General features: G+C 38.3%; 18 protein-coding genes. 11 read left to right on the top strand and 7 right to left on the bottom strand.

Annotation, left to right across the window (positions count from 1 at the left end; genetic code table 11):
- Positions 1 to 29 precede the first annotated feature (29 nt).
- The 3 genes from JM81_RS12665 to JM81_RS12655 form a co-directional block, all read right to left on the bottom strand.
- On the bottom strand, positions 30 to 581 hold the full coding sequence (locus JM81_RS12665) for a CopD family protein (RefSeq protein ID WP_144803935.1): 552 nt from the start codon (positions 579 to 581) through the stop codon (positions 30 to 32).
- A gap of 122 nt (positions 582 to 703) precedes the next feature.
- Positions 704 to 3,829 carry a VPS10 domain-containing protein gene (locus JM81_RS12660; RefSeq protein ID WP_144803933.1) on the bottom strand — a complete coding sequence of 1,042 codons (3,126 nt, stop codon included), beginning with the start codon at positions 3,827 to 3,829 and terminating at the stop codon, positions 704 to 706.
- Positions 3,830 to 3,901: 72 nt separating this feature from the next.
- Positions 3,902 to 7,066: a VPS10 domain-containing protein gene (locus tag JM81_RS12655; RefSeq protein WP_144803931.1), complete on the bottom strand. Its 3,165-nt coding sequence runs from the start codon at positions 7,064 to 7,066 to the stop codon at positions 3,902 to 3,904.
- 305 nt (positions 7,067 to 7,371) lie between these two features.
- Here JM81_RS12655 and JM81_RS12650 point away from each other — a divergent pair, with 305 nt between their 5' ends.
- Entirely contained in the window at positions 7,372 to 8,679 is a 1,308-nt protein-coding gene (locus JM81_RS12650) for an alpha/beta hydrolase family protein (protein ID WP_144803929.1), read from the top strand.
- A 211-nt stretch (positions 8,680 to 8,890) separates the two neighbouring features.
- On the opposite strand, the gene JM81_RS12645 is transcribed toward JM81_RS12650, so the two are convergent.
- Genes JM81_RS12645 through hemH form a run of 3 tightly spaced genes read right to left on the bottom strand, consistent with a single transcriptional unit; the run spans position 8,891 to position 12,158 of the window.
- A complete protein-coding gene (locus JM81_RS12645; protein WP_144803927.1) occupies positions 8,891 to 10,267 on the bottom strand; it encodes an MATE family efflux transporter in 1,377 nt (458 codons plus the stop codon).
- Positions 10,268 to 10,308: 41 nt separating this feature from the next.
- Positions 10,309 to 11,082: a DUF3050 domain-containing protein gene (locus JM81_RS12640; protein ID WP_144803925.1), complete on the bottom strand. Its 774-nt coding sequence runs from the start codon at positions 11,080 to 11,082 to the stop codon at positions 10,309 to 10,311.
- A gap of 32 nt (positions 11,083 to 11,114) precedes the next feature.
- Positions 11,115 to 12,158, bottom strand: coding sequence for a ferrochelatase (gene hemH / locus JM81_RS12635; RefSeq protein WP_144803924.1), 1,044 nt, complete (start codon positions 12,156 to 12,158; stop codon positions 11,115 to 11,117).
- Between the two features lie 169 nt (positions 12,159 to 12,327).
- On the opposite strand from hemH, the gene JM81_RS12630 reads away from it, so the two are divergent.
- Both JM81_RS12630 and JM81_RS12625 read left to right on the top strand, forming a co-directional pair.
- Positions 12,328 to 13,398 (top strand): mechanosensitive ion channel family protein, encoded by a 1,071-nt coding sequence (locus tag JM81_RS12630; protein ID WP_089258592.1) that lies wholly within the window; start codon positions 12,328 to 12,330, stop codon positions 13,396 to 13,398.
- Positions 13,399 to 13,407: 9 nt separating this feature from the next.
- Complete coding sequence (locus JM81_RS12625; RefSeq protein ID WP_144803923.1) at positions 13,408 to 14,250, top strand: N-acetylmuramoyl-L-alanine amidase-like domain-containing protein; 843 nt, start codon at positions 13,408 to 13,410, stop codon at positions 14,248 to 14,250.
- 7 nt (positions 14,251 to 14,257) lie between these two features.
- Here JM81_RS12625 and JM81_RS12620 read toward each other — a convergent pair whose 3' ends face one another.
- Positions 14,258 to 15,148 (bottom strand): helix-turn-helix domain-containing protein, encoded by an 891-nt coding sequence (locus JM81_RS12620; protein WP_089258588.1) that lies wholly within the window; start codon positions 15,146 to 15,148, stop codon positions 14,258 to 14,260.
- Positions 15,149 to 15,340: 192 nt separating this feature from the next.
- Between JM81_RS12620 and hemA the strand changes: the two genes are divergently transcribed.
- The 8 genes from hemA (at position 15,341) to JM81_RS12580 (ending at position 23,906) form a co-directional block, all read left to right on the top strand.
- Positions 15,341 to 16,597 carry a glutamyl-tRNA reductase gene (hemA, locus tag JM81_RS12615; RefSeq protein WP_089258586.1) on the top strand — a complete coding sequence of 419 codons (1,257 nt, stop codon included), beginning with the start codon at positions 15,341 to 15,343 and terminating at the stop codon, positions 16,595 to 16,597.
- Complete coding sequence (gene hemC / locus JM81_RS12610) at positions 16,594 to 18,174, top strand: hydroxymethylbilane synthase (RefSeq protein WP_144803922.1); 1,581 nt, start codon at positions 16,594 to 16,596, stop codon at positions 18,172 to 18,174. The genes hemA and hemC overlap by 4 nt, the downstream gene beginning before the upstream one ends.
- Before the next feature lie 153 nt (positions 18,175 to 18,327).
- Positions 18,328 to 19,359, top strand: coding sequence for a uroporphyrinogen decarboxylase (gene hemE / locus JM81_RS12605; RefSeq protein ID WP_144803921.1), 1,032 nt, complete (start codon positions 18,328 to 18,330; stop codon positions 19,357 to 19,359).
- A 10-nt stretch (positions 19,360 to 19,369) separates the two neighbouring features.
- On the top strand, positions 19,370 to 20,722 hold the full coding sequence (locus JM81_RS12600; RefSeq protein ID WP_144803920.1) for a TrkH family potassium uptake protein: 1,353 nt from the start codon (positions 19,370 to 19,372) through the stop codon (positions 20,720 to 20,722).
- Between the two features lie 14 nt (positions 20,723 to 20,736).
- Positions 20,737 to 21,279, top strand: coding sequence for a GNAT family N-acetyltransferase (locus JM81_RS12595; RefSeq protein ID WP_144803919.1), 543 nt, complete (start codon positions 20,737 to 20,739; stop codon positions 21,277 to 21,279).
- A complete protein-coding gene (gene hemF / locus JM81_RS12590) occupies positions 21,269 to 22,171 on the top strand; it encodes an oxygen-dependent coproporphyrinogen oxidase (protein WP_144803918.1) in 903 nt (300 codons plus the stop codon). The genes JM81_RS12595 and hemF overlap by 11 nt, the downstream gene beginning before the upstream one ends.
- Entirely contained in the window at positions 22,162 to 23,106 is a 945-nt protein-coding gene (locus JM81_RS12585; protein WP_144803917.1) for a DUF4421 family protein, read from the top strand. Before hemF ends, JM81_RS12585 begins: the two co-directional genes overlap by 10 nt.
- An 11-nt stretch (positions 23,107 to 23,117) precedes the next feature.
- Positions 23,118 to 23,906: a PhzF family phenazine biosynthesis protein gene (locus JM81_RS12580; protein ID WP_144803916.1), complete on the top strand. Its 789-nt coding sequence runs from the start codon at positions 23,118 to 23,120 to the stop codon at positions 23,904 to 23,906.

Genomic DNA, 23,906 nt, shown 5'->3' with positions numbered 1-23,906 from the left:
AATAAACCAGTATTTAATTTTTGGTCATATTAAGCTTCAGGATTCTTGTTTCTAATTTGCTTGTAAAGCTTAATCCCCAGCATTAACAACACACCCAACACAATAATTCCTATAACTCCAAAAATCCAATTGAAGGAATGCTTAAGAATGACCAAGAAAACAATGGCAAAGAGTATTAAAGTTGCCCCTTCGTTCCATATTCTCATGTAGTTAGATGTATATCTAATATCATCTTTCTGAAACCTTTTAAAAGTTTGATGATTCTTTAAATGGTACAAAATCAATAATAGCACAAAACCAAGTTTTACATGCATCCAAGGTTGTGTTAGCCAGCCTGGATAAATCACTAATAGCCACACCGCAAAAAAAGTGGCCAATATAGCTGACGGCCAAGTAATGATATACCACAAGCGTTTGGTCATCAACTTCAATTGTTTTGATAGAATTTCCTTATCAGGAGAAGGTTTTAAATTGGCCTCAATATGATAAATGAACAACCTAGGTATATAAAAAAGCCCTGCAAACCATGTGATCACAAAGATGAGATGCAAGGACTTTATATAATTGTAATATTCTGACATAGGATTATAAAAACAAACTCAAGTTCTAAAAACAAGTTCAAGAGCAAAAAACAAGCTCAAGCTCAATTCTCATTTCTTATTATAATGAAGTTCAAAGTTAGCAAAAGCGGATAGAACTTATTTTATAATCTTATTGCTCCAATTCCTGCTTCCCACAGGGTTTTATTATAAGCAGGTATTGCTGTATTCTTTAATTGAGTTCCCCTAGCTTTTAGACCTTTCCATTGCGCGTCTAATTCAGTCTTTCTGTCTATACTAGACTTATTCAATCTTGGGATACTGCTATTGGTCTGGTTGATCATGAACAGGTATTCAGCAGTAAATTTATTAGGAAAGTTCTCCACATCATCATAAGCTTGGGATTTACGTTGCACCATTTCAGCATCCCAGGCCTTCATATCGGCCAGCAATTTTTCACCGACAGATTTCACCGTTGGATCCGTTACTTTCTTTAAAATCGCTGTCAACTCTTTTTGAGCTGCATATAATTGATTGACCATATTGTGCATTACGGTCAATTCTGCTTCGGCAGCGGTCATAAATACATCGAACTCTTCGTACTGTCCAGGTTTTGTTTCATAGGTAGGCAATTCTTTTATAATACCCGTAGTAGTCACTTTTTGATCATCAACCTTTAACGTAAAAGTGTAGTTACCAGGAGAAACTTTATGACCCGTAAAACCAGCTTCAATATAGACATCTGGTATTCCTGGCATAATAGGATGTTTCATATCCCAAACAAAACGGTTTAAACCTTCATTTTTACTTAAAACCGGTGCCGGCGGAGCACCACCACCATTATGAGGCTTGTAAGAAGGATCTTTCTCAGAACTAATGGTTCTGATTACTTTTCCTTTAGCATCTGTAATTTCTAATGTTATAGCTGTACTATCTTTTAATTTTGGAAGTTCATAATACAATACCACACCATTTGCAGGGTTGACACCTTCAAAAGGATCACTGCCCGTAAATTTTGAAGAATCACCATTTAAAGGACTGCCCCAAGAACCGTTATAGGCTTCTTTTGGATTCAGCATCTGAAGTCCTTTTTTAGAAGGCTGATATTGACCTAAGGCAACGACATCATCCAAAATCCAAAACGAGCGTCCAGAAGTAGCCACTACTAAGTCACCTTTATGAACTTTTAAATCGGTAATAGGGGTTTTTGGCAAATTTAATTGAAAAGGCTCCCAAGATTTACCTCCGTTCCATGATGCATACATTCCTTTTTCGGTACCTGCATATAACAGGTCTTTCTTAAATTCATCTTCACGAACTACGCGGGTAAATGCGCCGTACGGAATCCCGGAGTTTATTGCCGTCCATGTTTTGCCATAATCGGTTGTTTTATAGAAACCAGGCGTGTAGTCATTAAACTTATACCTTGTGGTAGCAATATAAGCCGTAGCAGGATCATGCGGAGAAACTTCAATGGCATTGATCAAACATTCCTTTAACCCTTTAGGGGTAACGTTCTCCCAAGTTTCGCCACCGTTTTTTGTCAAATGCACCAATCCGTCATCACTTCCGGTCCAGATATATCCTTTTTCGTGTGGAGATTCCAAGATATATGCCAACGTACCGTAATTTTCCGCACCAACAGCTTCATTGGTGTACGGACCACCACCGTTTCCTTGTTTTGCATCGATATCACGTGTAAGGTCTGGCGAAATAATATCCCACGTTTTACCCATATCCCTAGTTTTAAAAACATATTGGGCACCATGGTAAAAAGTTCCGGGTTCATGTACCGAAGCTATAATTGGAGCATTCCAATTGAACAAGTATTTCATATCCCTAGCCTCGCGACCTAAATACTGAATAGGCGCTTGCATAATTTGGGTAGCCGATTTTGACACCATATCCATTACCTCAACAGTACCTAAATATTGACCGCCCATAACATACCTTGGGTTATCTGGGTCAAATGCCAAAAAGGCACTTTCACCACCGGCAGAATCGGTCCAATCCCTTGTTGTAATACTACCGCTACCTGTAGATAAACTTGCAATTTTTACAGAGGTATTATCCTGTTGACCACCATAAATATTATATGGAAATAGATTGTCTACACTAATTCTATAAAACTGTGCTGTTGGCATATTGTTCTGTGTAGACCACGTTTTAGCATAATCAAAGGAAACAGATGCGCCACCGTCATCTGCCAAGATCATATTTTTAGAGTTGTTTGGGTTGATCCACAAATCGTGTGTATCGCCATGTGCAACATCTAGATCCTCCCAGGTTTTACCACCATCTTCTGACCGTAAAGCAGGAGCACTCAACACATAAACGGTATCTTCATCATTAGGGTCCACAAATACCTCTATGTAATACCATGCACGCTGCACCAAACGATTATCGCCACTGACCATACTCCAAGATTCCCCGGCATCATTTGAAACGAAAAGTCCACCTTTATCCGCATTGGAATCACTTTCAATCAATGCATATACCTTATCGGAATTAGACGGACTAACGGCAATAGCCATTTTCCCTTTTTCCTCAGGTAGTCCTTTATGTATTTTTTGCCATGTTTCACCTGCATCGGTAGATTTATAAAGTCCGCTACCGGGTCCGCCACTCACCACCATATTGGGCATACGTTGATGTTCCCACATGGCAGCGTACATAATTTCTGGATAATTGGCATCCATAGACAGTTCAGAGGCACCGGTTAAGTTGTTTACGAACAACGTATTTTTCCACGTTTTGCCTCCATCTGTAGATTTATAAATACCACGCTCCGCATTGCCTTCAAAAAGAGCTCCTTGGGCGGCAACATAAACAATATCTGGATTTGTAGGATGAATAATAATTCGCGAAATATGCTGGGTTTTTTCAAGTCCCATTTTCTTCCATGTTTTTCCGGCATCCGTAGATTTAAATACACCGTCTCCGTAAGAGGTCATTACACCACGTGGCGCATGTTCACCCATACCAACATACACAATGTTAGGGTTAGATGCCGATACCGAAACAGCACCAACGGAACCCATTTCAAAATATCCATCAGAAATATTTTCCCACCGTTGCCCTGCAGATTCGGTTTTCCAAACTCCGCCACCTGTCGTACCCATATAGTACGTCATGGGGTCACCAATAACGCCCGTAGCGGTTACCGATCGCCCACCCCTGAACGGACCAATATTTCTAAATTTTAAAGGTTCAAAATAATCATTGGCAGTTTGTGCAAAAGTTATGGTGGTTGCCAGTACCGTTACAAAGTAGAGTAATTGTTTTTTCATGTGTGGCTGTTAGGTTTTATCTGAAAAGTAAAAACCTCCCTAAAAAATAGAGAGGTTTATGTTGATGGATTTTTACTTTCCGTCTTCAATAAACAAATAGTTCAAATTCAATTCATTAAACTCTTTGTTAAATTCTTTGAGTTCTGATGATATTACCTCGTTAAAAATCTGAATCTCTTTATTAATTTTGGCTGTCAGTTCATTCTTTACGGCGATGTCTTGTTCTGTGGGCGGGAAATCATCTATTGAGACCAAACTGTTTAAATGACCTAATTTGTTAGTGAGCTTGATAGGGAAGTTTAAGGGATCTTGTCTACTTCTATTTTTGGTCTGATACAGCGCCTTCTCTACTTCACCGAGCTTTTCTTTCATCACTTTTGCCCTTTCAATCAAATCCTTGGTTCTGGCGTCATCTTTATACTGCTCCGTAAATGAATTCAGTTGTTTGGTGACATCTCTAATCTTCTTTATAGATTGATGCGCATTTTCAATGGTAGTATTGATATCGGTAATAAAATCGTATTGTTGCTGCATTTCTGCTACAGAACTTTCTGCTCTTGGGTCTGGCAAAATGGTAAACGTTTCACTGGTATTAGTCCCGTTCACATTCAAGTGTACTTTGTAATCTCCAGGTACCGCTTTGGCACCGTCAAAACTAGCCCACCAGAAAATCATTCCTTCGAGTTTCGTAGCTCCTTTACCGCGCGTATCCCAAACAAAAGTGTTACCGCCTTTCTTAACTTCAAGTTTTTTCGCTTCGACTCCGCTCAGCGACCCATCTTTCTTCAAATGATTTTTATATAACGCCAAGGTATCACCTGCCATACTGGTATAGGTCAACTGAACCGTATCCTTTTCTGAATAATCCTTAAGTAAAAAATAGGTAATCACACCGTTCTCTAAATTTTGTCCCGATGTTTTGGAAGGCTTTTTAGAAGCCCTACCCTTGGTACGGTAAGAATCCTTTGGTTTGAACAAAATGGTACTCGCACTCTTCTTAGATTCATCTAACTGATGTAAAACGGTAAGATCATCAATAATCCATAGACTTCTACCTTGTGTAGCCACTATTAGATTATCATCTTTAATTGTTAAATCCGTTATTGGAACAATTGGCAAATTCATTTGAAAAGAAGACCAACTAGCCCCGTCGTTGAATGAAATATACATACCGGTTTCTGTACCCGCATATAACAAACCTTTCTTTTTTGGGTCTTCACGAACAACTCTGGTAAAGTGTTCAGTAGGTATACCGTTTGTTATTTTCGTCCATGTCTTACCATAATCCGTTGTTTTATAGAGGTAAGGTTGAAAATCGCCCAGCTTATATCTCGTAGCCGCAACATAGCACGTACCCTCATCAAAATTAGAAGGCTCAATACTATTGATCATATTCCATTCTGGCATATTCGGCGGAGTAACATTTTCCCAAGTAGCACCGGCATCTTTAGAAACATGTATTAACCCATCATCACTACCTACCCAAAGTAGACCTTCTTTCAACGGACTCTCATTGACTGCAAAAATGGTACAGTAATATTCCACACTGGTATTATCCTGTGTTATAGGGCCGCCACTAGAACCTAGTTTTGTAGGGTCGTTTCTTGTTAGATCACCGCTTAAAACCTGCCAGCTTTGACCTTCATTTTCCGTTACATGTACGTAATTAGAAAAGGTATATAATTTCTTAGGATTATGTCTACTGAACATAATTGGAAAATTCCATTGAAAACGGTATTTCATTGCTTCGGCTCCGGCTCCCATGGGATTGTCCGGCCACACATTGATACCCCTTACCGTTCCGGTTTTATGATTGATCCGTGTTAAAAACCCGTCATAACTTCCGCCGTATACAATATCATTGTTAAGTGGATCTACAGCAATATGTGCCGATTCTCCCCCTGCCGTTTCTTCCCAATTGCCCTCATCAATTGCACCACCATCACTTCTATGATCAATGCGCAATGTAGAGTTATCCTGTTGTGCCACATATATTCTATAAGGAAAAGAATTATCCGTAGTTACCCTATAAAATTGAGCTGTAGGCTGGTTGTAATACGTACTCCATGTTTCGCCACCATCATAGGAAATTTGTGCACCACCATCATCACCAATAATCATACGTTGGGCGTTTTCAGGAGAAATCCACAAATCATGATGGTCGCCATGTGGGGCGTTAAATGTTTTAAATGACTTGCCCCCATCACTGGACTTATGGTAGTTTACGTTCAGCACATAAACCACATCTTCATCTTGAGTATCGGCATACACTCGAGTGTAATACCATGCCCGTTGTCTTAACTTTCTTTCCGAATTGACCATTGACCACGTTTTACCGCCATTATCAGAACGATATAAGCCCCCTTTTTCCTTATTTTCTACAATTGCCCAGACCTTTTCAGAATTTTTAGGAGAGACGGCTACTCCTATAATACCTAAAGTATCGGTAGGAAAACCATCATTCTTGGAAATCTCTGTCCAAGTCTCACCACTATCCATACTTTTCCAAAGTGCAGACCCATCACCACCACTAATTAAACTGTAAGGTGTACGTTGTGCGTGCCAGGTTGAGGCATACAATATTCTAGGGTTGTTAGGATCAAAAGTCAAATCTACTGCACCGGCCTGTTCGTTTACAAAAAGTACCTGCTTCCAATTTTTTCCACCATCGGTACTTTTATATATACCACGGTCTTTTGTTGGTTTATAGATATCACCAAGCACAGCAGCATAAACTGTATTATAATCTGTAGGGTGCACGCGAAGACGAGGTACGTGCCTGCTTTTTTCCAATCCGGCGGTAGCCCATGTTTTACCACCATCCTCGGTTTTCCAAACTCCATAACCAGAAGATACATTTCCTCTTAAGGTTTTTTCACCCCCGCCAACATAAATGACATTAGGGTCGCTTTTTGCAACTTCTACGGCGCCAATGCTTCCACCAAAATATCCATCTGAAATATTCTCCCAGGTACGGCCACCATCCAATGTTTTCCATACACCACCTCCCGTAGAGCCAAAGTAAAATAAATTAGGTTTACCAGGCACACCGGTAACCGCAGCGGAACGACCTCCACGAAAAGGTCCGATCAATCTATAATCCAAACTAGAATATAATTCTTCTGGATAGGTGGGTAAGGTACTTTGCGATTTGTTTCTTCTTTGAGATAGAACAGATAACGGTAATAATAAACATGCCAACATGAGTATGCCAGCATTGGTCAGGTGCTTTTTCATTTTAATAGTTTGAAGTTAGTCTCACCTAAAATTAAACAAATTGTATCGCAAATGTTTGTTTTAAGATTTTATTAGCATCATATTTTAAGAAATTTTACCAGATCATGAAATTGCATAGCGCTACCCTATTAAATTTTCAATACTAATATGACTATCTGTTTAAGGATTAAACATCACAAAACGCCCTTATACCCCATAAATAAGAAATTACAGATTCATAGTTGAAGATAATGGTTGAACATTATTCAAAAACAATATCTAAAATTTAAAGTATTCCTATATTTAGACAAACAAACTAACGAAATATGAAATATAAAGTACTTTTAACATCAATTGCATTATTGATTTTGTTCTTCAACGGAGTACAGTTACCAGTGGCAAATGCACAAACAACTGAATTTCTATATGGAGACCCGTTACCCGATGCACCAGAACTTAGTGCAAGGGGAAAATATAAAGTAGGTGTACAGACCATAAATCTTGTAAACAAAGGCCAAGTAGATATTTTAAATACCAAGGAAGGCAAAGACCCCTTATATGATCGGCCAATTACTATAGAGGTTTGGTATCCTGCCAATGTAAATCCACAAGAAAAAACCGTGGTATATAATGAAGTAATGGGGACTGCCAATGATAGCCTTAGACCTTTGACACCATTTACTTTCAAAGGTAGGGCGTATAGGGATGCCAAACCATTGACAGACCAAGGCAATTATCCACTTATTGTTGTTTCCCATGGATATGTTGGCTCACGATATCTCATGACGTACCTGACCGAAAATTTAGCTTCCAAAGGATATATTGTTGCGGCAATTGACCATACGGATTCTACTTTTAAAGATGCAAACGCATTTCAAAGTACGCTATTGAACAGACCAAAGGATATACGTTTTGTTATTGATCAAATGGTAGAATTGGGTTCCAAAGGTTCAAAAAGTAAGTTGCAAAATTTAGTAGATGCCAATAACATAGGAATTATTGGGTATTCTATGGGAGGTTACGGCGTTTTAAATGTAGGAGGTGCAGGATATAGCGATGCACTGGCTGGTTTCTTTACAGGGATGACCGGTGGCAGTACCGCCATTGCGGTCAACACTGCAAAAAACGAGGAATATAAAAAGTTAACGGATGAAAGAATAAAAGCTGTAGTGGCATTTGCACCCTGGGGCATGGAAAGGGGCGTTTGGGATGCGGAAGGATTAACGGGACTAAAAAAACCAACCTTTTTTATTGCCGGCAGCCAAGACGATATCTCAGGTTATGAAAATGGTATAAAGGCAATATATGAGGGTGCAGTGAATACCGACCGCTACCTATTGACATACCAGAATGCAAGACATAATGTAGCCCCTAACCCACCACCAGCGGAAGCATTGGCACCAGGTCTGCACATAGATGAGTATTACAGGTATGCAGAACCATCATGGGACCAACGAAAATTAAACAATGTCAACCAACATTTTGTGACCGCTTTTCTGGGACAACATCTTAAAAACGAGGATAATTCCAAATATTTAGAGCTACAGGAAAATTCTAACGAAAAGGATTGGACTGGTTTTAAGCCAAGGTCGTCTACAGGAATGGAGTTACTTCATGCGCGGCCCGCTAACTAATCTAATTTCTGAATTTAGCTGCTAAAGGAACTTCTTCCTTTAGCAGCTTTATATATGTATTTTGATTGGAAATTAATTCCTTCAGTTTCCATACCAATAAAAATATAGCAACCGCAATAAATTGTGATAAAATAAAAACCATATTTGCAATCATTAGTGTTTTTGACGCTTCATACGAAAGATGTTTTTAAAGGTTTGATTAACCATTGAATTATACCAAATTCTTTTCAATTTCTTTTTTTAAGAAATAACCTGTTACGATCGTAGCAAGCACATCTGCAATTGGAAAGGAAATCCAAACACCCAATTCCCCTAAATAATTAGGCAATATGAGAATAAGGGGAATAAAGAAAAATCCCTGTCTACATAAGGTAAGCAATAATGCCGGAACGGCTTTACCAATGGCCTGAAAATAAGCTGCCCCGATCAGTTGTAGAGCTATTATAGGAGTCGCAGCAAAAACCCAACGCATAGCGGACGGTGTGTTCTCAAGTACAAAGGCGTTGGTAGCAAGTTCAACATCGCTCATATTGGGCCTGTGACTAAGAAAGAGACCTGCAATTTCTTCAGGAAAAATCATTAGACCCGTAAAGACCACTGTAGCCAGTATGGCTGCATACTTGATAGCCGTATAAATGGATTCTTTGACCCTGCCATATTTAGCGGCACCATAATTATAGCCGGCAATGGGTAAAAATCCTTGGGTAACACCAAAAACAGGAAATAAAGCAAACATGAGCATACGACCTATGATCGCATACACTGCCACCATTGCCTCCCCGCCCAAATCAAAAAGAATATTGTTCATTAAAAGATAAATGACACTGACCACTGCCTGTCTTGAAAGCGTTACAAAACCCAAGGAACTTATTTCCCTTAGAACTGCAATATTAAAACCTAAATGCCTTATCGATAATTTAAGCTCAGAATGTCCGGAAAGAAAAAAATATAAAATATAACTAAAGCATAAAAAATAACTTATGGTTGTTGCCCAAGCAGCACCTTGCATACCATAATCCAATACATTGATAAATATAAAATCCATCAATAAATTACCAATTGATGGTATTATCATGGCAATCATGGCAAATTTTGGTTTACCCTCTGCCCTAATTACGGCATTACCCATCATGTTCAATGCCAATAAAGGCACTCCATACAATACAATGACATAATAGATTTTTGCCATTTCAAAAATAGAGCCCTTACCGCCAAAAGCAGGTATAAGTTCATCTACATAGGCAAGGCCAACCGTAACCATGATCACGGTTACCATAAGCGTAAAGCAAATTTGATTTCCAAATGTTCTTAACGCCTTTTCCCTGTTATTGGCCCCTAGTGCCCTAGATATCATACTGGCACCGCCAATACCAATGGCCATACCTAATGCACCTATAAAAAATGAAACGGGCAAAACAACGTTTATGGCCGCAATTGCTATGGAACCGATCCAGTTTCCAACAAAGATTGAATCAACCAAAACATTTAGTGACATGACCAAAATACCAATACTGGCAGGTACGGCCTGTTTGACCAGCAATTTTGAAATAGCATCCGATCCCAATTGATCTGAAGATACGTTTGCCATAGTGCAATTCTAGTTTGGTTTTGTGCTAATTATTGCGATGGTTATACGGTGGCCAAAGACTGCTCCTTGATTTTAGAAGCAATAAAATCCCATAAATTTATTCGCTGTTGTAAGGCCTTTTGTGAATATTGCAATACATCCTTGAATTTTTTCCCATCATCTCCACAAAGTTCCTGAATCATTTTTAATGATAATGGTCCATGATCATCACCATCCAATTCAATATGTCTTTTCAGGTAATAACCCAACTTAGGATAAGCTTCTTCTCCCGCGCGATCTATAATTTTTAAAAACATATCCGGTATCAATTCTTCTCTACCAAAAGTAAATGCAGCCGCAATTTTGTGCGATTCATTGGTTTTCAAGACATGGAATGTAAATTGCAAAAAGTCTTTGACGGCATGGGATTCTTGCAATGCATCTATTGTTTCCTCAATGCGTTCCATACCTGATACCTGTTCCAAAAACTCACGAATAGGTAAGGTATTGGCACCTACCTCCTCCATGGCATCGGTATACATTTCAAAGTGACTTTTATATTGTCCCTTTTCATTTTGATCACTTTCTTCTTCGGCAACTATTTCATTGATGAACCTTGCTGTATTGGTGTTTTCTACCGGTTTCCAAGGTATGGTGGTACATGTCAATTGATTTTGAAGTCCCTTTAATAAAGACATAAAGTCCCAAACGGCATATACATGGTTCTCCATAAAAATACGGACATCGGCTATGGATGTTAATTGTGTATATAGCTCGTGTTGCCTTAATTGTTCTTTTAACGGTACTAATGCAGATTCTATTTCTTCGATTTTCATAGCAGTGATATTCTAAGAATTAAATTTTATGTTTATGTACTTGGTGTAACGGCCAAAAGACCGGTACGCTCCCACTCGTTCACCCATTTTGCCATAACCTGTACCCAAGCATCATTATCGTTCATACAGGGTATATGCTTATAATTTTCCCCTCCGGCTTCAAGAAACTGCTCCTTGCCTTCCATGGCAATTTCCTCCAAAGTCTCTAAACAATCGCTCACAAATGCAGGTGTTATAACCGCCAAGCGTTTTTTACCTTCCTTTGCCAATCGTTCAAATTCATAATCGGTATAAGGTTTTAGCCAAGGGTCGCCCGCCAATCTGGATTGGAACGAAGAACTCACCTGCTCTTCGGGCAATCCTAAATAAGCTTTGACCATCTCGGTAGTATCATAGACCTGATGTCTATAACAGGTATTGTGCGCTACGGAATTGATTTTACAGCAACTACCATCTATCTTGCAATGGTAACTTGTTGGATCGCTCTTACGAATATGGCGCTCTGGTATACCATGATAGGAAAATAATATATGGTCATAATCAAAATCCTGCAACCCTTCTTTGATACTTTCCGATAGCGCTTGGATATAATCGGGATTTTTATAAAATGCCGGTAACGTGGTCACGGACATTTGTGGAAAAAACTTTTGTTGATCCTCCAACACCTTTACCACGACCGTTTCAAAACTTGACATGGCATAGTGGGGATATAACGGTACCAAAAGCACATCGTCCACGCCTTTATCCTTCAGCTCTTGCAGCGCACTTTTTATGGTCATTGTTCCATATCGCATTCCCAAAGCAACGGGCATTTGTGTATGTTGTTTTAATTTATTGGTAAATCGTTCTGAGAGCACTATTAAAGGAGACCCTTCTTCCCACCATATTTTGGCATAGGCCTCTGCAGATTTTTTTGGTCTGGTCTGTAAAATTATACCTCTAACCAAAATAGTACGCAGCCATTTAGGGGCATCTATGACGCGCTCATCCATTAAAAATTCATCTAAATATGGCTTAACATCTTTTGGGGTAGGACTATCCGGTGAACCTAAATTGACCAATAAAACTCCTTTCATAGCTTACGTTTTATATTTGAATGCAAAAATAACACTTGATGATCGATGATATTTTAATTTTAGGCAATAGTTTTTCTATACCCATATAAAGCCTGCCAATATCTCCTTAAATAATTTTTAGTGCTATTAAAAATTAGTATGTTACCTACAGAAAAGAGACACGATTGATATGAATACGATATTTGATACAATTCCTAAAAATGATTTCTATCTGTTCCTTGCATCGCTCATTGCTATATTGGTGGCCTATTGGCTAATCTCACATTTCTTGCGAAAATTTGGCAAGGACCCTAAATACCTGTTACCTGAAGGGACCTTTAGAAAAATTAGCTGGCCTATATTTTTTACCTTCATTTCCATTCTAATACGGTCAGAATCATTGCGTACCTTATTACAACTTGAGGAACATGGGTATTGGTTTAAAAAAGCCAGTACGGTCCTGTTCATTTTTTCTATTACATGGCTCATGCTCAACTTATTGAAAATGGTCAAAAAAGTCATCATCAGTAATTATGATGTACGGGCAGAAAATAACCTCAAGGCACGCAAGATCTATACACAATTTAATATTCTTGAACGTATTTTTATTTTTACAATAATCATTTTGGCCATTGGTGCCGTGCTCATGAGTTTTGAGAGTATACGTGAGCTGGGGGTCAGTATTTTTGCCTCTGCAGGGGTTGCGGGTATTATAATAGGTTTTTCTGCCCAAAAAATGATCGGTACCGTTTTGGCCGGTATTCAAATAGCTATTGCACAACCCATAAAAATGGATGATGTGGTAATTGTTGAAGGTGAATGGGGCCGTATAGAGGAAATTACCCTGACCTATGTAGTTGTAAAGATTTGGGACAAAAGAAGGCTGATCGTACCTACCCCATATTTTATAGAGAAGCCATTTCAAAACTGGACCAAAACCTCATCTGATATTTTAGGAACGGTCTTTTTATATACGGACTACAAGGTGCCTTTTGATGAACTTAGGAAAGAGTTGACAAAAATTCTTGAGAGCACACCCTTATGGGACAAGGAAGTCAACGTACTGCAAGTTACGGATAGCAAGCAAAGCTGTGTGGAAATAAGAGCCCTAATGAGTGCCAAGGATTCATCTACGGCGTGGGATTTAAGGGTGCTTGTACGTGAAAAGCTCATTACCTTTTTACAGGAAAATTATCCTGAGAGTATTGTACGTACAAGAATTCAAATGGAGCAAGGTGATACAAAAGACAATAATGCATAAGTTTACTGCATGAAAAAGTTACTATCCATCCTATTTATATTTACCATAATTCCTAGTGGAATATGCCAACAAATCACCTGCTCTCCAGAAGACAGAGCAGCCGTTGAGAATAAACTAGTTGAAATAGACGAATTGTTGCAAGGTGATTTTGGCGCAACCATGGTTAGCGTTGGCATAACATTTATGAAAACACCGTATGTAGCCAAAACATTGGAAATTGGTGATACGGAAACCTTAGTCGTAAACCTACAAGGTCTGGATTGTACCACCTTTGTAGAAAATGTATTGGCTTTCTCCATGTTGCTTAAGCAACAAGAGAATTCTTTTGAGGCGTATTTAAAAAATCTGGAAACCATCCGTTATAAAAATGGGGCTTTAGACGGGTATGCATCACGCCTACATTATTTTTCTGAATGGATTGCCAACAATGCTGAAAAAGGACTGATTAAAGATATTACCGGTGAAATTGGCGGTGAAGAAATTACCAAAAACATCAACTTTATGAGTACCCACAGAGATCTATATCCGTTTTTGGCAGATGACACTAATTTTTCAAAAATTAAGGACTCGGAAAATTTTTTAAACAATCAGGCTATTTGTGTGTTAGCACAAGATAAAATAGCTGAGAACGAACATTTGATACAATCTGGTGATATCATTGCTTTTGCTACTTCAATTAATGGTCTGGATGTCACCCATACCGGAATTGCCACAAGGGAAACAGATGGTAGAATTCACCTATTACATGCTTCTACGGGGACCATGCAGGTCGAAATTTCCAAAAAACCGCTTTCAGACTATGTAAAAGGGATTAAAAATAATACCGGAATTATGGTCGCTAGGCCTAATTAACATCTGTTTAATTACCTACTAAAGCCTTTAAATACTTTTTTGGGGTAGTATTGTATTTCTTTTTAAAAGCGGCTATAAAATGACTAGCCGTACTATAGCCCACTTTTAAGCCTATTTCGTTTACATTATATTGACCCGTTTCCAATAATCGTTTGGCATACTCCATTTTATGGTCAAATAAAAAGCTATAAACAGAATCCCCGTAAATTTGTTTGAACCCTTCTTTTAATCGTTTTAGGCTCAATCCTATTTCACTGGCAAGTTCCGCCAATGTGGGTGGTTCTGCCATATTCGCCAATATAATTTCCTTGGCCTTTTTAATCTTCTTTACATTTTCCTCATCCGCAAGATACGGGCACTGCTCAATATCCGCATTTGGGCTTTTATTAAAATATAGTGCGATCAATTCATAAATTTTACCCTTTACGTACAAGGCTTTTATAGATGGATGCAGGTTGTAATTGATAATTTGACTAAGAATTACGGCTATTGAAGGTGAAAAAGGTTCCTGTGCATAATATTTTTTCTCTTTGTTGTCCGTACTTAAAAAAGGAATATAATCTGCCTCTGCCGTAAAGAGCGAATGAAATTTCCGTAGTGTCATTACCACAGATACCATGGCGGATTTTGGATCCAATCGTAAATCTAGCGGAAGATCTAATTGCGTATTGTATAGCAGCAAGGAATTTTCCTCGGTAACACTTAAACTGTAACTGCCCTGGTTAAATGAAAAGGTACCACATCCTCTTAGACAAAAATGAAATTGTATGAACCGTTTACTTATTTCCCTTGAATAGGCTACACTTACATCCTCTTCATTCTGAAATTTAAGAACATACAAACCATCTTCTATCAATACTTCATCATATGACCTTTGAGCGTTATTTTTTTCTTTCATCGTACTAAAAAAATATATTATCTATTTAGAAAGCATCTAAATAAAAAATTATGATTAAGGCTTCAACAGTATAAAATTATAGCTATTTAACTGATAAATATCATTTTTTGACCAAAAATTCTGCATCCGTTACTAATTGTACCGCTAGCGTTATTTTTATCCGATTGATGACTATACTTTTGTATCCGCTTTATGAAGGACTATCATATTTCTAAACATAACTCCTTTTATACCATTGGTCTTAACTATAAAAAGGCCGATGCCGAAGCCCGTGGTAAATTTAGCCTAGATGAAGTAGCTGTAAAAAAATTACTCATTGAAGCTAAAAAACAGGGCATAGATGGCTTATTGGCCACATCTACCTGCAATAGAACGGAACTGCACGGTTTTGCCCAACACCCCTTTCAACTTATCAAATTACTTTGCGACCATTCCAATGGTACGGTAGAGGCTTTTCAAGAAGTTGCATATGTATATAAGAACAAGGATGCCATTAATCATTTGTTTAGAGTGGGCACAGGGTTGGACAGCCAAATTCTTGGTGACTTTGAAATAATAAGTCAGCTAAAGCAAAGTTTTAAGCGTTCCAAGGAGCTGGGCATTGCCAATCCGTTCATAGAACGGTTGTGCAACAACATCATACAGGCCAGCAAGCGTATAAAGAATGAAACGGAAATTTCTTCTGGGGCAACCTCGGTCGCTTTCGCCTCTGTTCAGTATATACTTAAGAACGTAAAGCATGTTTCGGAAAAGAACATCTTACTCTTTGGAACAGGTAAAATTGGACGCAATACGTGTGAAAATTTAATAAAGCACACAAAAAATCCGCACATCACCTTGATCAATAGAACCAAAGGCAAAGCTGAGAAAATTGCCGGTAAGTTTAACCTTATGGTCAAGGATTATGGGGATCTACAATCAGAAATTAGAAAATCGGATATTCTGGTCGTAGCCACAGGGGCACAAAAACCTACGATTACCAAAGAACTGATATATACCAAAAAACCATTATTGATTTTAGATTTATCCGTTCCAAAAAATGTGGACGATGCCATCTCCTCCATGGATAATGTCACTGTTATTCATTTAGATCATTTGTCTCAAATGACAGATGAAACCTTGGAACGTAGAAAGCAGTTCATTCCAGAAGCAGAAGCGATCAATGAAGAAGTAATGCACGATTTCAACCAATGGTTGGAAACCAGAAAATTTGCTCCGGTCATTAAAGCGTTAAAGAAGAAGCTGAAGACCATGAAAGATGAGGAACTTGACTATCAATCTAAAAAAACGGTCAATTTTAATGCAGATCAGGCAGATGTCGTAACCAATAGAATCATTCAAAAAATAACCAAACAATTTGCAAATCATCTTAAAGATGACTCGGTAGATTCCAATTCAAGTTTAGAATTTATCCAAAAAGTTTTTCAATTAGAATTGGACGAGAAATGAGTAAAGTAATACGATTAGGCACACGAGATAGCGAGTTAGCGCTATGGCAGGCAAATACCGTAAAAGACCAACTACAAGCATTAGGACATACCGTAAAATTAGTTCCTGTAAAATCTACGGGAGATTTAATTTTGGATAAGCCCTTGTACGAATTAGGAATTACGGGGGTGTTCACCAAAACATTGGATATTGCCATGATCAATGGCGATATTGATATTGCCGTACACTCCATGAAAGATGTACCCACTGCCCTACCGCAAGGTATCGTAAAGGCCGCAGTTTTAAAACGTGGCAATTACATGGATATCATGGCATTTAAGGACAATGAAGAGTTTTTGGGCGCACGTGATGCCGTTATCGCTACCGGTAGTTTACGTAGACAGGCACAATGGCTTAACAGATACCCTACACACACCGTTGTAGATTTAAGGGGCAATGTAAACAGCCGTTTAGAAAAGTTGTACAACAATGAATGGAACGGTGCCATTTTTGCCGCTGCAGGCTTGGAGCGTATTGGTTTGGAGCCAGAGAATACCATAGGACTAACTTGGATGTTGCCCGCACCTGCCCAAGGAGCAATTATGGTGGTGGCCATGGAGGAGGATGATGAAGTTCGTGAAGCATGTGCACAACTGAACCATGAGGAAACCGATATCTGTGTCACCCTGGAAAGGGAATTTCTTAGGGAATTGGAAGGGGGTTGTAGCGCACCGATCGGCGCGTTATCCTATATCAACAAAGAAAATATTGTAACGCTAAAAGGCGTATTGTTAAATGTTGATGGAAGTAAAAAGTTAGAGGCGGAATTGACCGCTCCTCTAGGAAAGCATCAAAATCTGGGAATTGATTGCGCAAAAAGTATATTGGCAAGAGGCGGGAAAAGACTAATGACCCAATTAGCCAATGCAGGCAACCCTATCAATGTTTTTTCTACTAAAAAATTGACCAATGAACAGCAGCTACGTCTTAATATAGCAGCAAATGCAGATTCAGACGATTTTATAAAAATAAGTCCCAACCGTATTTCTCCCATCGTTTTAAAAAAAGCGCACAAAAACGTAGTATTTACCAGCAAAAATGCAGTAGAGGCTGTTTTAACCAGCAGTAGTGTTGATGAGCTAAAATTTGAAAATATGTATTGCGTGGGAAGAAAAACACGCCGACTAATTAAAAAGAAATTTGGCATTAATGCACATTTTGAAAACAACGCTACCGATTTGGCCAACTATTTAGTCGAATATTTAAACGGTACCGAGGTCACCTATTTTCATGGAAATTTAAGTTTGGAAGATTTACCTAGAATCTTGGAAGAAAATAACATTACGGTACATGCAGTAGAAGCATATAGAACCAAATTGTCCGGTAAAAAAATTCCGAAAGAGGTTAAGGGTATTATGTTTTTTAGTCCGTCTAACGTTGAAAGTTATCTTCAAGAAAATTCGGCAGATAAAATTGCATATTGTATAGGGGAAACCACTGCAAAAGCGGCCAGGGAACATTTCAAAGAAGTAAAAGTAGCCAAAATACCAACGGTAGAAAGTGTTATAGATTTGGTAAATGCGGATTATGAAGATTAGCCATTGGCTGTTAACATAGTTGCAATAGAATAAGAGACTTGTGGTCAATTTTTGAATTGATTTCAATAGAATCTAAAATGACCCATGATCTAATTAGTAAAATAAAAAATAGTTAAAAGCCAAAGGCTAGCAGCTAAAAGCTATTAAAAGAATATGAGCTTAAAAAACGACCTATTTCTAAAAGCATTAAAAGGTGAGACTGTAGAAAGACCACCAGTGTGGATGATGCGCCAAGCGGGTAGATATTTACCTGAGTTTATGGCAATCAAGGAAAAATATGATTTCTTCACAAGATGTCAGACTCCTGAATTGGCATCTGAAATTACGGTACAACCTATTCGCAGATATGGCATGGATGCCGCTATTCTTTTTAGTGACATTTTGGTAATACCACAGGCCATGAACATTCATGTGGAGATGAAACCGAATTTTGGTCCGTATTTACCGAATCCTATTCGTAACCAGAAAGATCTGGATAGCGTTATCGTACCAGATGTTCATGAAACCTTAGGGTATGTGATGGAAGCTATAAAAGCTACCAAGGAGAAACTGAACAATGAAGTTCCCTTGATCGGTTTTGCAGGTTCTCCTTGGACTATTTTATGTTATTGCGTACAAGGTCAAGGCAGTAAAACGTTCGATAAGGCTAAAGAATTGTGTTTTACACAGCCCGTTGTTGCACATGAATTGCTTCAAAAAATTACCGATACCACCATTGCCTATTTAAAGGCTAAAGTAGCTGCTGGTGTTAATGCAGTACAGGTATTTGATTCTTGGGGAGGCATGTTATCACCAACGGATTATCAAGAATTTTCTTGGCAGTACATTCAGCAGATTATAGATGCTTTAAAAGACGAGGCTCCGGTCATTGTTTTTGGTAAGGGTTGTTGGTTCGCTTTGGGCGATATGGCAAAATCAGGTGCATCCGCATTGGGTGTGGACTGGACCTGCTCGGCAAGAAATGCACGTTATTTAAGTGGTGGCAAAATTACCCTTCAAGGAAATTTTGATCCTGCCCGATTGCTTTCTCCACCGGCAGAAATCAAGAAAATGGTTCATCAAATGATCAACGAATTTGGTAAGGACAGCTATGTAGTTAATTTAGGGCACGGTATTTTACCCAATGTTCCAGTAGAAAACGCAAAAGCCTTCATTGACGCCGTAAAAGAATATAAAGTAGGCTAATACGTACCGTATGGGGTATTTCAAAAATATTGGAAAAACCTACAAGAAATTTAAATTAGGCTTAACACCACAACAAACTTTGTTTTATGGGTTCTTTACCTATATTACTTTTGGGTTTATATTACTGTGCATACCCCTTTTACAAAAAACACCGATTAGTTGGGTAGATAATCTGTTTACGGCAGCTTCTGCCGTTTCAACCACAGGATTGCTTACTGTACCCTTAACCGAATCATATACTTTTTTAGGGCAGTTGGTCATAATGGTTTTATTCCAGTTGGGAGGTATTGGCTACTTGACATTTACCACCTTTGTAATATTGTCAACCACTAGAAAAATGACGCATTGGCATCAAAAAATTCTAAAGACAGAATTTACATTGCCCAATACTTTACATATAAGGGATTTCATAAAATCTGTCGCAATTTTTACAATGGTCATGGAAACTATTGGAGCAATACTGTATTTTGTTGCCTTTAAAGGTGCAGGGTTAAGTTTTTGGAATGCAGTATGGTCATCAATTTTTCACAGTATCAGTGCTTTTTGCACTGCTGGTTTTAGTCTAGACCCTAATGGTTTTACCTCATATCTTGACAACGGACTTATTAATTTCACAACCAGTATGCTTGCCATTTGTGGTTCTATGGGATTCATTGTTGTTACCGACATCTTTTTATGGATAAAAAATAAATCGCACCAATTGAGCTTTACCACCAAAATTATCTTCTATGGTTTCATAATTTTATTGGCAATGGGAACGGTACTCCTGTATTTTACAGAGCCTTCGCTCTCCAATATAAATGAAAATGAACGTTTAATGGCATCATTCTTCCAAGCAATGAGTGCTATGACCACAGTAGGATTTAACACGGTAGATATTGGGCTATTTTCTCAAGCCATACTCATGGTTACAATTTTCTTAATGTATGTTGGTGCATCTCCTTCCGGTACTGCTGGTGGAATCAAGATTACCACATTGACCGCCGTTCTAGCAATAATGAAAAGTGGTTTGCAAGGCAAAAAAACCGTTACTTTTATGCAAAGGAAAATTCCTGGTGAACGCTTACAGATTGCCATATCCACTTTCATTTTTTATACACTTCTATTGGTATTAGGTACATTGCTGGTATGCTATACCAACAATTTTAAATTTGAGAATATTCTTTTTGAGGTAGCTTCTGCATTGGGTACCGTAGGTCTAAGTACAGGGATTACAGGGGACTTGGACAATTTTGGTAAAATTATCCTATCTATATTAATGTTTATAGGACGCTTAGGAGTTTTGACTTTTGGATTAGCACTATGGTATAAAAAAAGTAAGAACAAATACAATGTTGTATCCGAAGAGGATTTGGCAATATAACCTTTAAATAAAGCATGGGTAACTTTACATTTCCTTTTTTCGAAATTAACCCTATATCGGAGCGAGACGGGTGGCGATTATGCGATTTTTGCTGTGCAAACGAAAATCACTTAAGCAGATTTTTCCCTAGTACACTTGCGTCAAATTTAAATCCAACCTTATCCAAGCTCTTTGTTGAAAAGAAAGTCAACGAGTTTATTAAACACGAGGAATATCTATTCACCTTAAAAGAGCCTCAAAACAGAAAAATAATCGGGCTGGTGTATGTAAAAGCTATTGATCTTGCTAAAAATGAAGCAGAATTAGCCTATTGCATAGATTATACCCAAACCAATAAAGGGTATACCAGTACTGCCGTGAAAACCATTTCTAAATGGGCGCTACAATTACCGAATATACATACACTACGGATTATTGCACACAAAACGAATATCGGCAGCATTAGGGTCGCAGAAAAATGTGGCTATCTTTGGAAAGAAACCTTAAAAAAATTCTTTACCCCACCTAACGAAAAACCGTTAGCTATGGAACTTTACGTTTTAGATCATGAAAGATAAATTTTACGCATACATACAACAACTTCAAGATACGATAACCACTAAATTAGAAGAGGTAGACGGTAAAGCTACTTTTCAAGAAGATATCTGGAAACGCCCGGAAGGTGGTGGCGGTAGAACCCGTGTTATAGAAAATGGAGCAGTGTTTGAAAAAGGAGGCGTAAATATTTCTGGCGTTCATGGGGAATTGCCCGATAGCATGAAAGCATATTTTGAAGTGAAGGAAGGTAATTTCTTTGCATGTGGATTAAGCTTGGTCTTGCACCCAAAAAATCCTATGGTGCCTACCGTTCATGCCAATTGGCGCTATTTTGAATTGTATGATGAGCAAGGTGAAATTGTAGATCAATGGTTTGGTGGTGGTCAGGATTTGACTCCGTATTACCTATTTGATGAAGATGCCGTTCATTTTCACCAAGTGTGTAAAACAGCATGCGACAAACATCAGCCCACATTTTATGATACCTATAAAAAAAGATGCGATGAGTATTTTTGGAATACGCATAGAAATGAGGCACGTGGACTAGGCGGTTTATTTTTTGACTATTGCAAAGCCACTCCTGAGATGAACATGCAACAGTGGTATGACTTTGTTACGGAAGTTGGCAACAGTTTCCTATCATGTTATGTACCAATCGTTATAAAACGAAAAGACCTTGCCTACACTAAGGAACAAAGAGATTGGCAAGAAATTAGACGCGGTAGATATGTTGAATTTAATCTAGTACATGATAAGGGTACGTTATTCGGACTAAGAACCAATGGGCGTATAGAAAGCATCTTAATGAGCTTGCCACCACATGTGCAATGGCGTTATGATCACCAACCTGAAGAAGGCAGTGAAGAAGAGCGATTATTGAATATTTTAAAAGCACCAAAAGAATGGGTATAAGAGTACTGCTTATTTTGGGTATGTTCTGCTCAATTAACCTTTGTACTGCTCAAAATTCACAATATAAAGAAGACTTTCCGGACAAAATTACGTTGAGACTGGCACTACAGACCACCTCAAATAATTTTACGCTTAGAGACAAGATTACACGAAATAAAACAGAGTTCATACCCAACGATAAAAGTTACCTAGGACTATCTATTCTATTTCGGTTCTTAGAGGTTGATTTAGGCTATGCACCCAATTTCTTGTCCGAAAACAAGGACAATGGCGATTCTAAATTAATTACGTTCAATGTTAGAACGTTTTTTGGTCAATTCATGCAGACCATAGATTATTACAAGCAGAAAGGATTCTTTGTTCGTACCCAGGACTTTACTTTGCCCGTGGACGACTTGAAAACCTTAAAAATAGGCGGCAGCTCCAGTTACATCTTTAATCCTGATTTTTCGTTTCGCGCTATAGGGTTTCAAAATGAATGGCAGACCCAAAGCGTGGGCAGTTTTATACCCAGCATTTCCTATTACTACACCAAGTTTAAATTAGAAGATCCGCTAATAGAAAACCAACTGGAAAAATCGTTTAAGGTGGCTGTAGGTCCTGGTTACTATTACAATTGGGTTTTTGACGAGAACTACTTACTTTCTGCAGGCGCTACCGGAGGTTTAGGATTTAATTATTCTAGTACCGACGGAGACACCTCATTTAACGGATTGGCACAACTTGTATTTAGAATGACCGGTGGCTATAACTCCGAATCATTTTTTGGAGGTGTAAATATGAACACCCAATTACTGACCCACACTTCCGATGAAAATTTTATTTTAGACGATTCCATCAGTTTTTTGGAGTTTTATGTGGGATACCGATTTGACGCTTCTAAAAAATGGATCGCCAAAGCAGATGAGATAAGTCGTAAATTAGGGATTGAATAAATCTTAATACCATGAAGCAAAAAATATATCAGATTGATGCCTTTACCAAAGAATTATTTGGTGGTAACCCAGCTGCCGTTTGTATTCTAAAGGAATGGTTATCAAACGACCTCATGCAAAAAATAGCCGCAGAAAATAATTTGGCAGAAACCGCCTTTGCCGTACAGAAAGATGACCATTATGAACTGCGTTGGTTTACACCAGAAATTGAAGTAGACCTTTGTGGTCATGCTACATTGGCAACAGCCTTTGTCCTTTACAATTACTACGGTTTCAAAGAAAATACCCTAAAGTTTATTTCGCCTAGAAGTGGTGAGCTCATTGTTGAAAAGAATGAACAGGGAACATTGACCATGGACTTCCCAACAGATGAACTTAAACAAGTATCTGAACAGAATAACATCACAGAAGCTATCGGTAAAAAGCCTTTAGAGACCTATAAAGGAAAAACAGATTATATGTTGGTGTATGAAACGCAAACAGAAATTGAGGCTATGACTCCTAATTTTCATTTGTTAAATGAATTGGATTGTAGGGGAGTAATCATCACATCTAAAGGAAACGAGGTAGATTTTGTATCACGCTTTTTTGCACCACAATGCGGCATTCCAGAAGACCCTGTTACAGGTTCGGCACATACTACATTAACTCCGTATTGGTCAAAAAAATTGAATAAAAAATCCCTATCGGCAAAACAATTATCCGAAAGGGGCGGTGATATACAATGTGAGTATCTTGGTGATCGGGTAAAGATTTCAGGAAATGCCGTTTGTTATTTGATAGGGGAAATCAACATCTAA

The organism is Maribacter sp. MAR_2009_72 (genome assembly GCF_007827235.1).
In the GTDB taxonomy this organism is placed as follows: domain Bacteria; phylum Bacteroidota; class Bacteroidia; order Flavobacteriales; family Flavobacteriaceae; genus Maribacter; species Maribacter sedimenticola.
The sequence above is the reverse complement of the archived record's forward strand: the minus strand, read 5'-3'. Positions and strand labels throughout refer to the sequence as shown.

What these genes read in the sequence shown, in the direction of transcription:
- hemF (WP_144803918.1), top strand. Translation starts at nt 21,269, where the DNA reads ATGAAAGATAAATTTTACGCATACATACAACAACTTCAAGATACGATA.
- JM81_RS12665 (WP_144803935.1), bottom strand. Translation starts at nt 581, where the DNA reads ATGTCAGAATATTACAATTATATAAAGTCCTTGCATCTCATCTTTGTG.
- JM81_RS12595 (WP_144803919.1), top strand. Translation starts at nt 20,737, where the DNA reads ATGGGTAACTTTACATTTCCTTTTTTCGAAATTAACCCTATATCGGAG.
- JM81_RS12625 (WP_144803923.1), top strand. Translation starts at nt 13,408, where the DNA reads ATGAAAAAGTTACTATCCATCCTATTTATATTTACCATAATTCCTAGT.
- JM81_RS12585 (WP_144803917.1), top strand. Translation starts at nt 22,162, where the DNA reads ATGGGTATAAGAGTACTGCTTATTTTGGGTATGTTCTGCTCAATTAAC.
- hemH (WP_144803924.1), bottom strand. Translation starts at nt 12,158, where the DNA reads ATGAAAGGAGTTTTATTGGTCAATTTAGGTTCACCGGATAGTCCTACC.
- JM81_RS12660 (WP_144803933.1), bottom strand. Translation starts at nt 3,829, where the DNA reads ATGAAAAAACAATTACTCTACTTTGTAACGGTACTGGCAACCACCATA.
- JM81_RS12640 (WP_144803925.1), bottom strand. Translation starts at nt 11,082, where the DNA reads ATGAAAATCGAAGAAATAGAATCTGCATTAGTACCGTTAAAAGAACAA.
- JM81_RS12650 (WP_144803929.1), top strand. Translation starts at nt 7,372, where the DNA reads ATGAAATATAAAGTACTTTTAACATCAATTGCATTATTGATTTTGTTC.
- JM81_RS12580 (WP_144803916.1), top strand. Translation starts at nt 23,118, where the DNA reads ATGAAGCAAAAAATATATCAGATTGATGCCTTTACCAAAGAATTATTT.
- JM81_RS12655 (WP_144803931.1), bottom strand. Translation starts at nt 7,066, where the DNA reads ATGAAAAAGCACCTGACCAATGCTGGCATACTCATGTTGGCATGTTTA.
- JM81_RS12645 (WP_144803927.1), bottom strand. Translation starts at nt 10,267, where the DNA reads ATGGCAAACGTATCTTCAGATCAATTGGGATCGGATGCTATTTCAAAA.
- hemA (WP_089258586.1), top strand. Translation starts at nt 15,341, where the DNA reads ATGAAGGACTATCATATTTCTAAACATAACTCCTTTTATACCATTGGT.
- JM81_RS12620 (WP_089258588.1), bottom strand. Translation starts at nt 15,148, where the DNA reads ATGAAAGAAAAAAATAACGCTCAAAGGTCATATGATGAAGTATTGATA.
- hemC (WP_144803922.1), top strand. Translation starts at nt 16,594, where the DNA reads ATGAGTAAAGTAATACGATTAGGCACACGAGATAGCGAGTTAGCGCTA.
- hemE (WP_144803921.1), top strand. Translation starts at nt 18,328, where the DNA reads ATGAGCTTAAAAAACGACCTATTTCTAAAAGCATTAAAAGGTGAGACT.
- JM81_RS12600 (WP_144803920.1), top strand. Translation starts at nt 19,370, where the DNA reads ATGGGGTATTTCAAAAATATTGGAAAAACCTACAAGAAATTTAAATTA.
- JM81_RS12630 (WP_089258592.1), top strand. Translation starts at nt 12,328, where the DNA reads ATGAATACGATATTTGATACAATTCCTAAAAATGATTTCTATCTGTTC.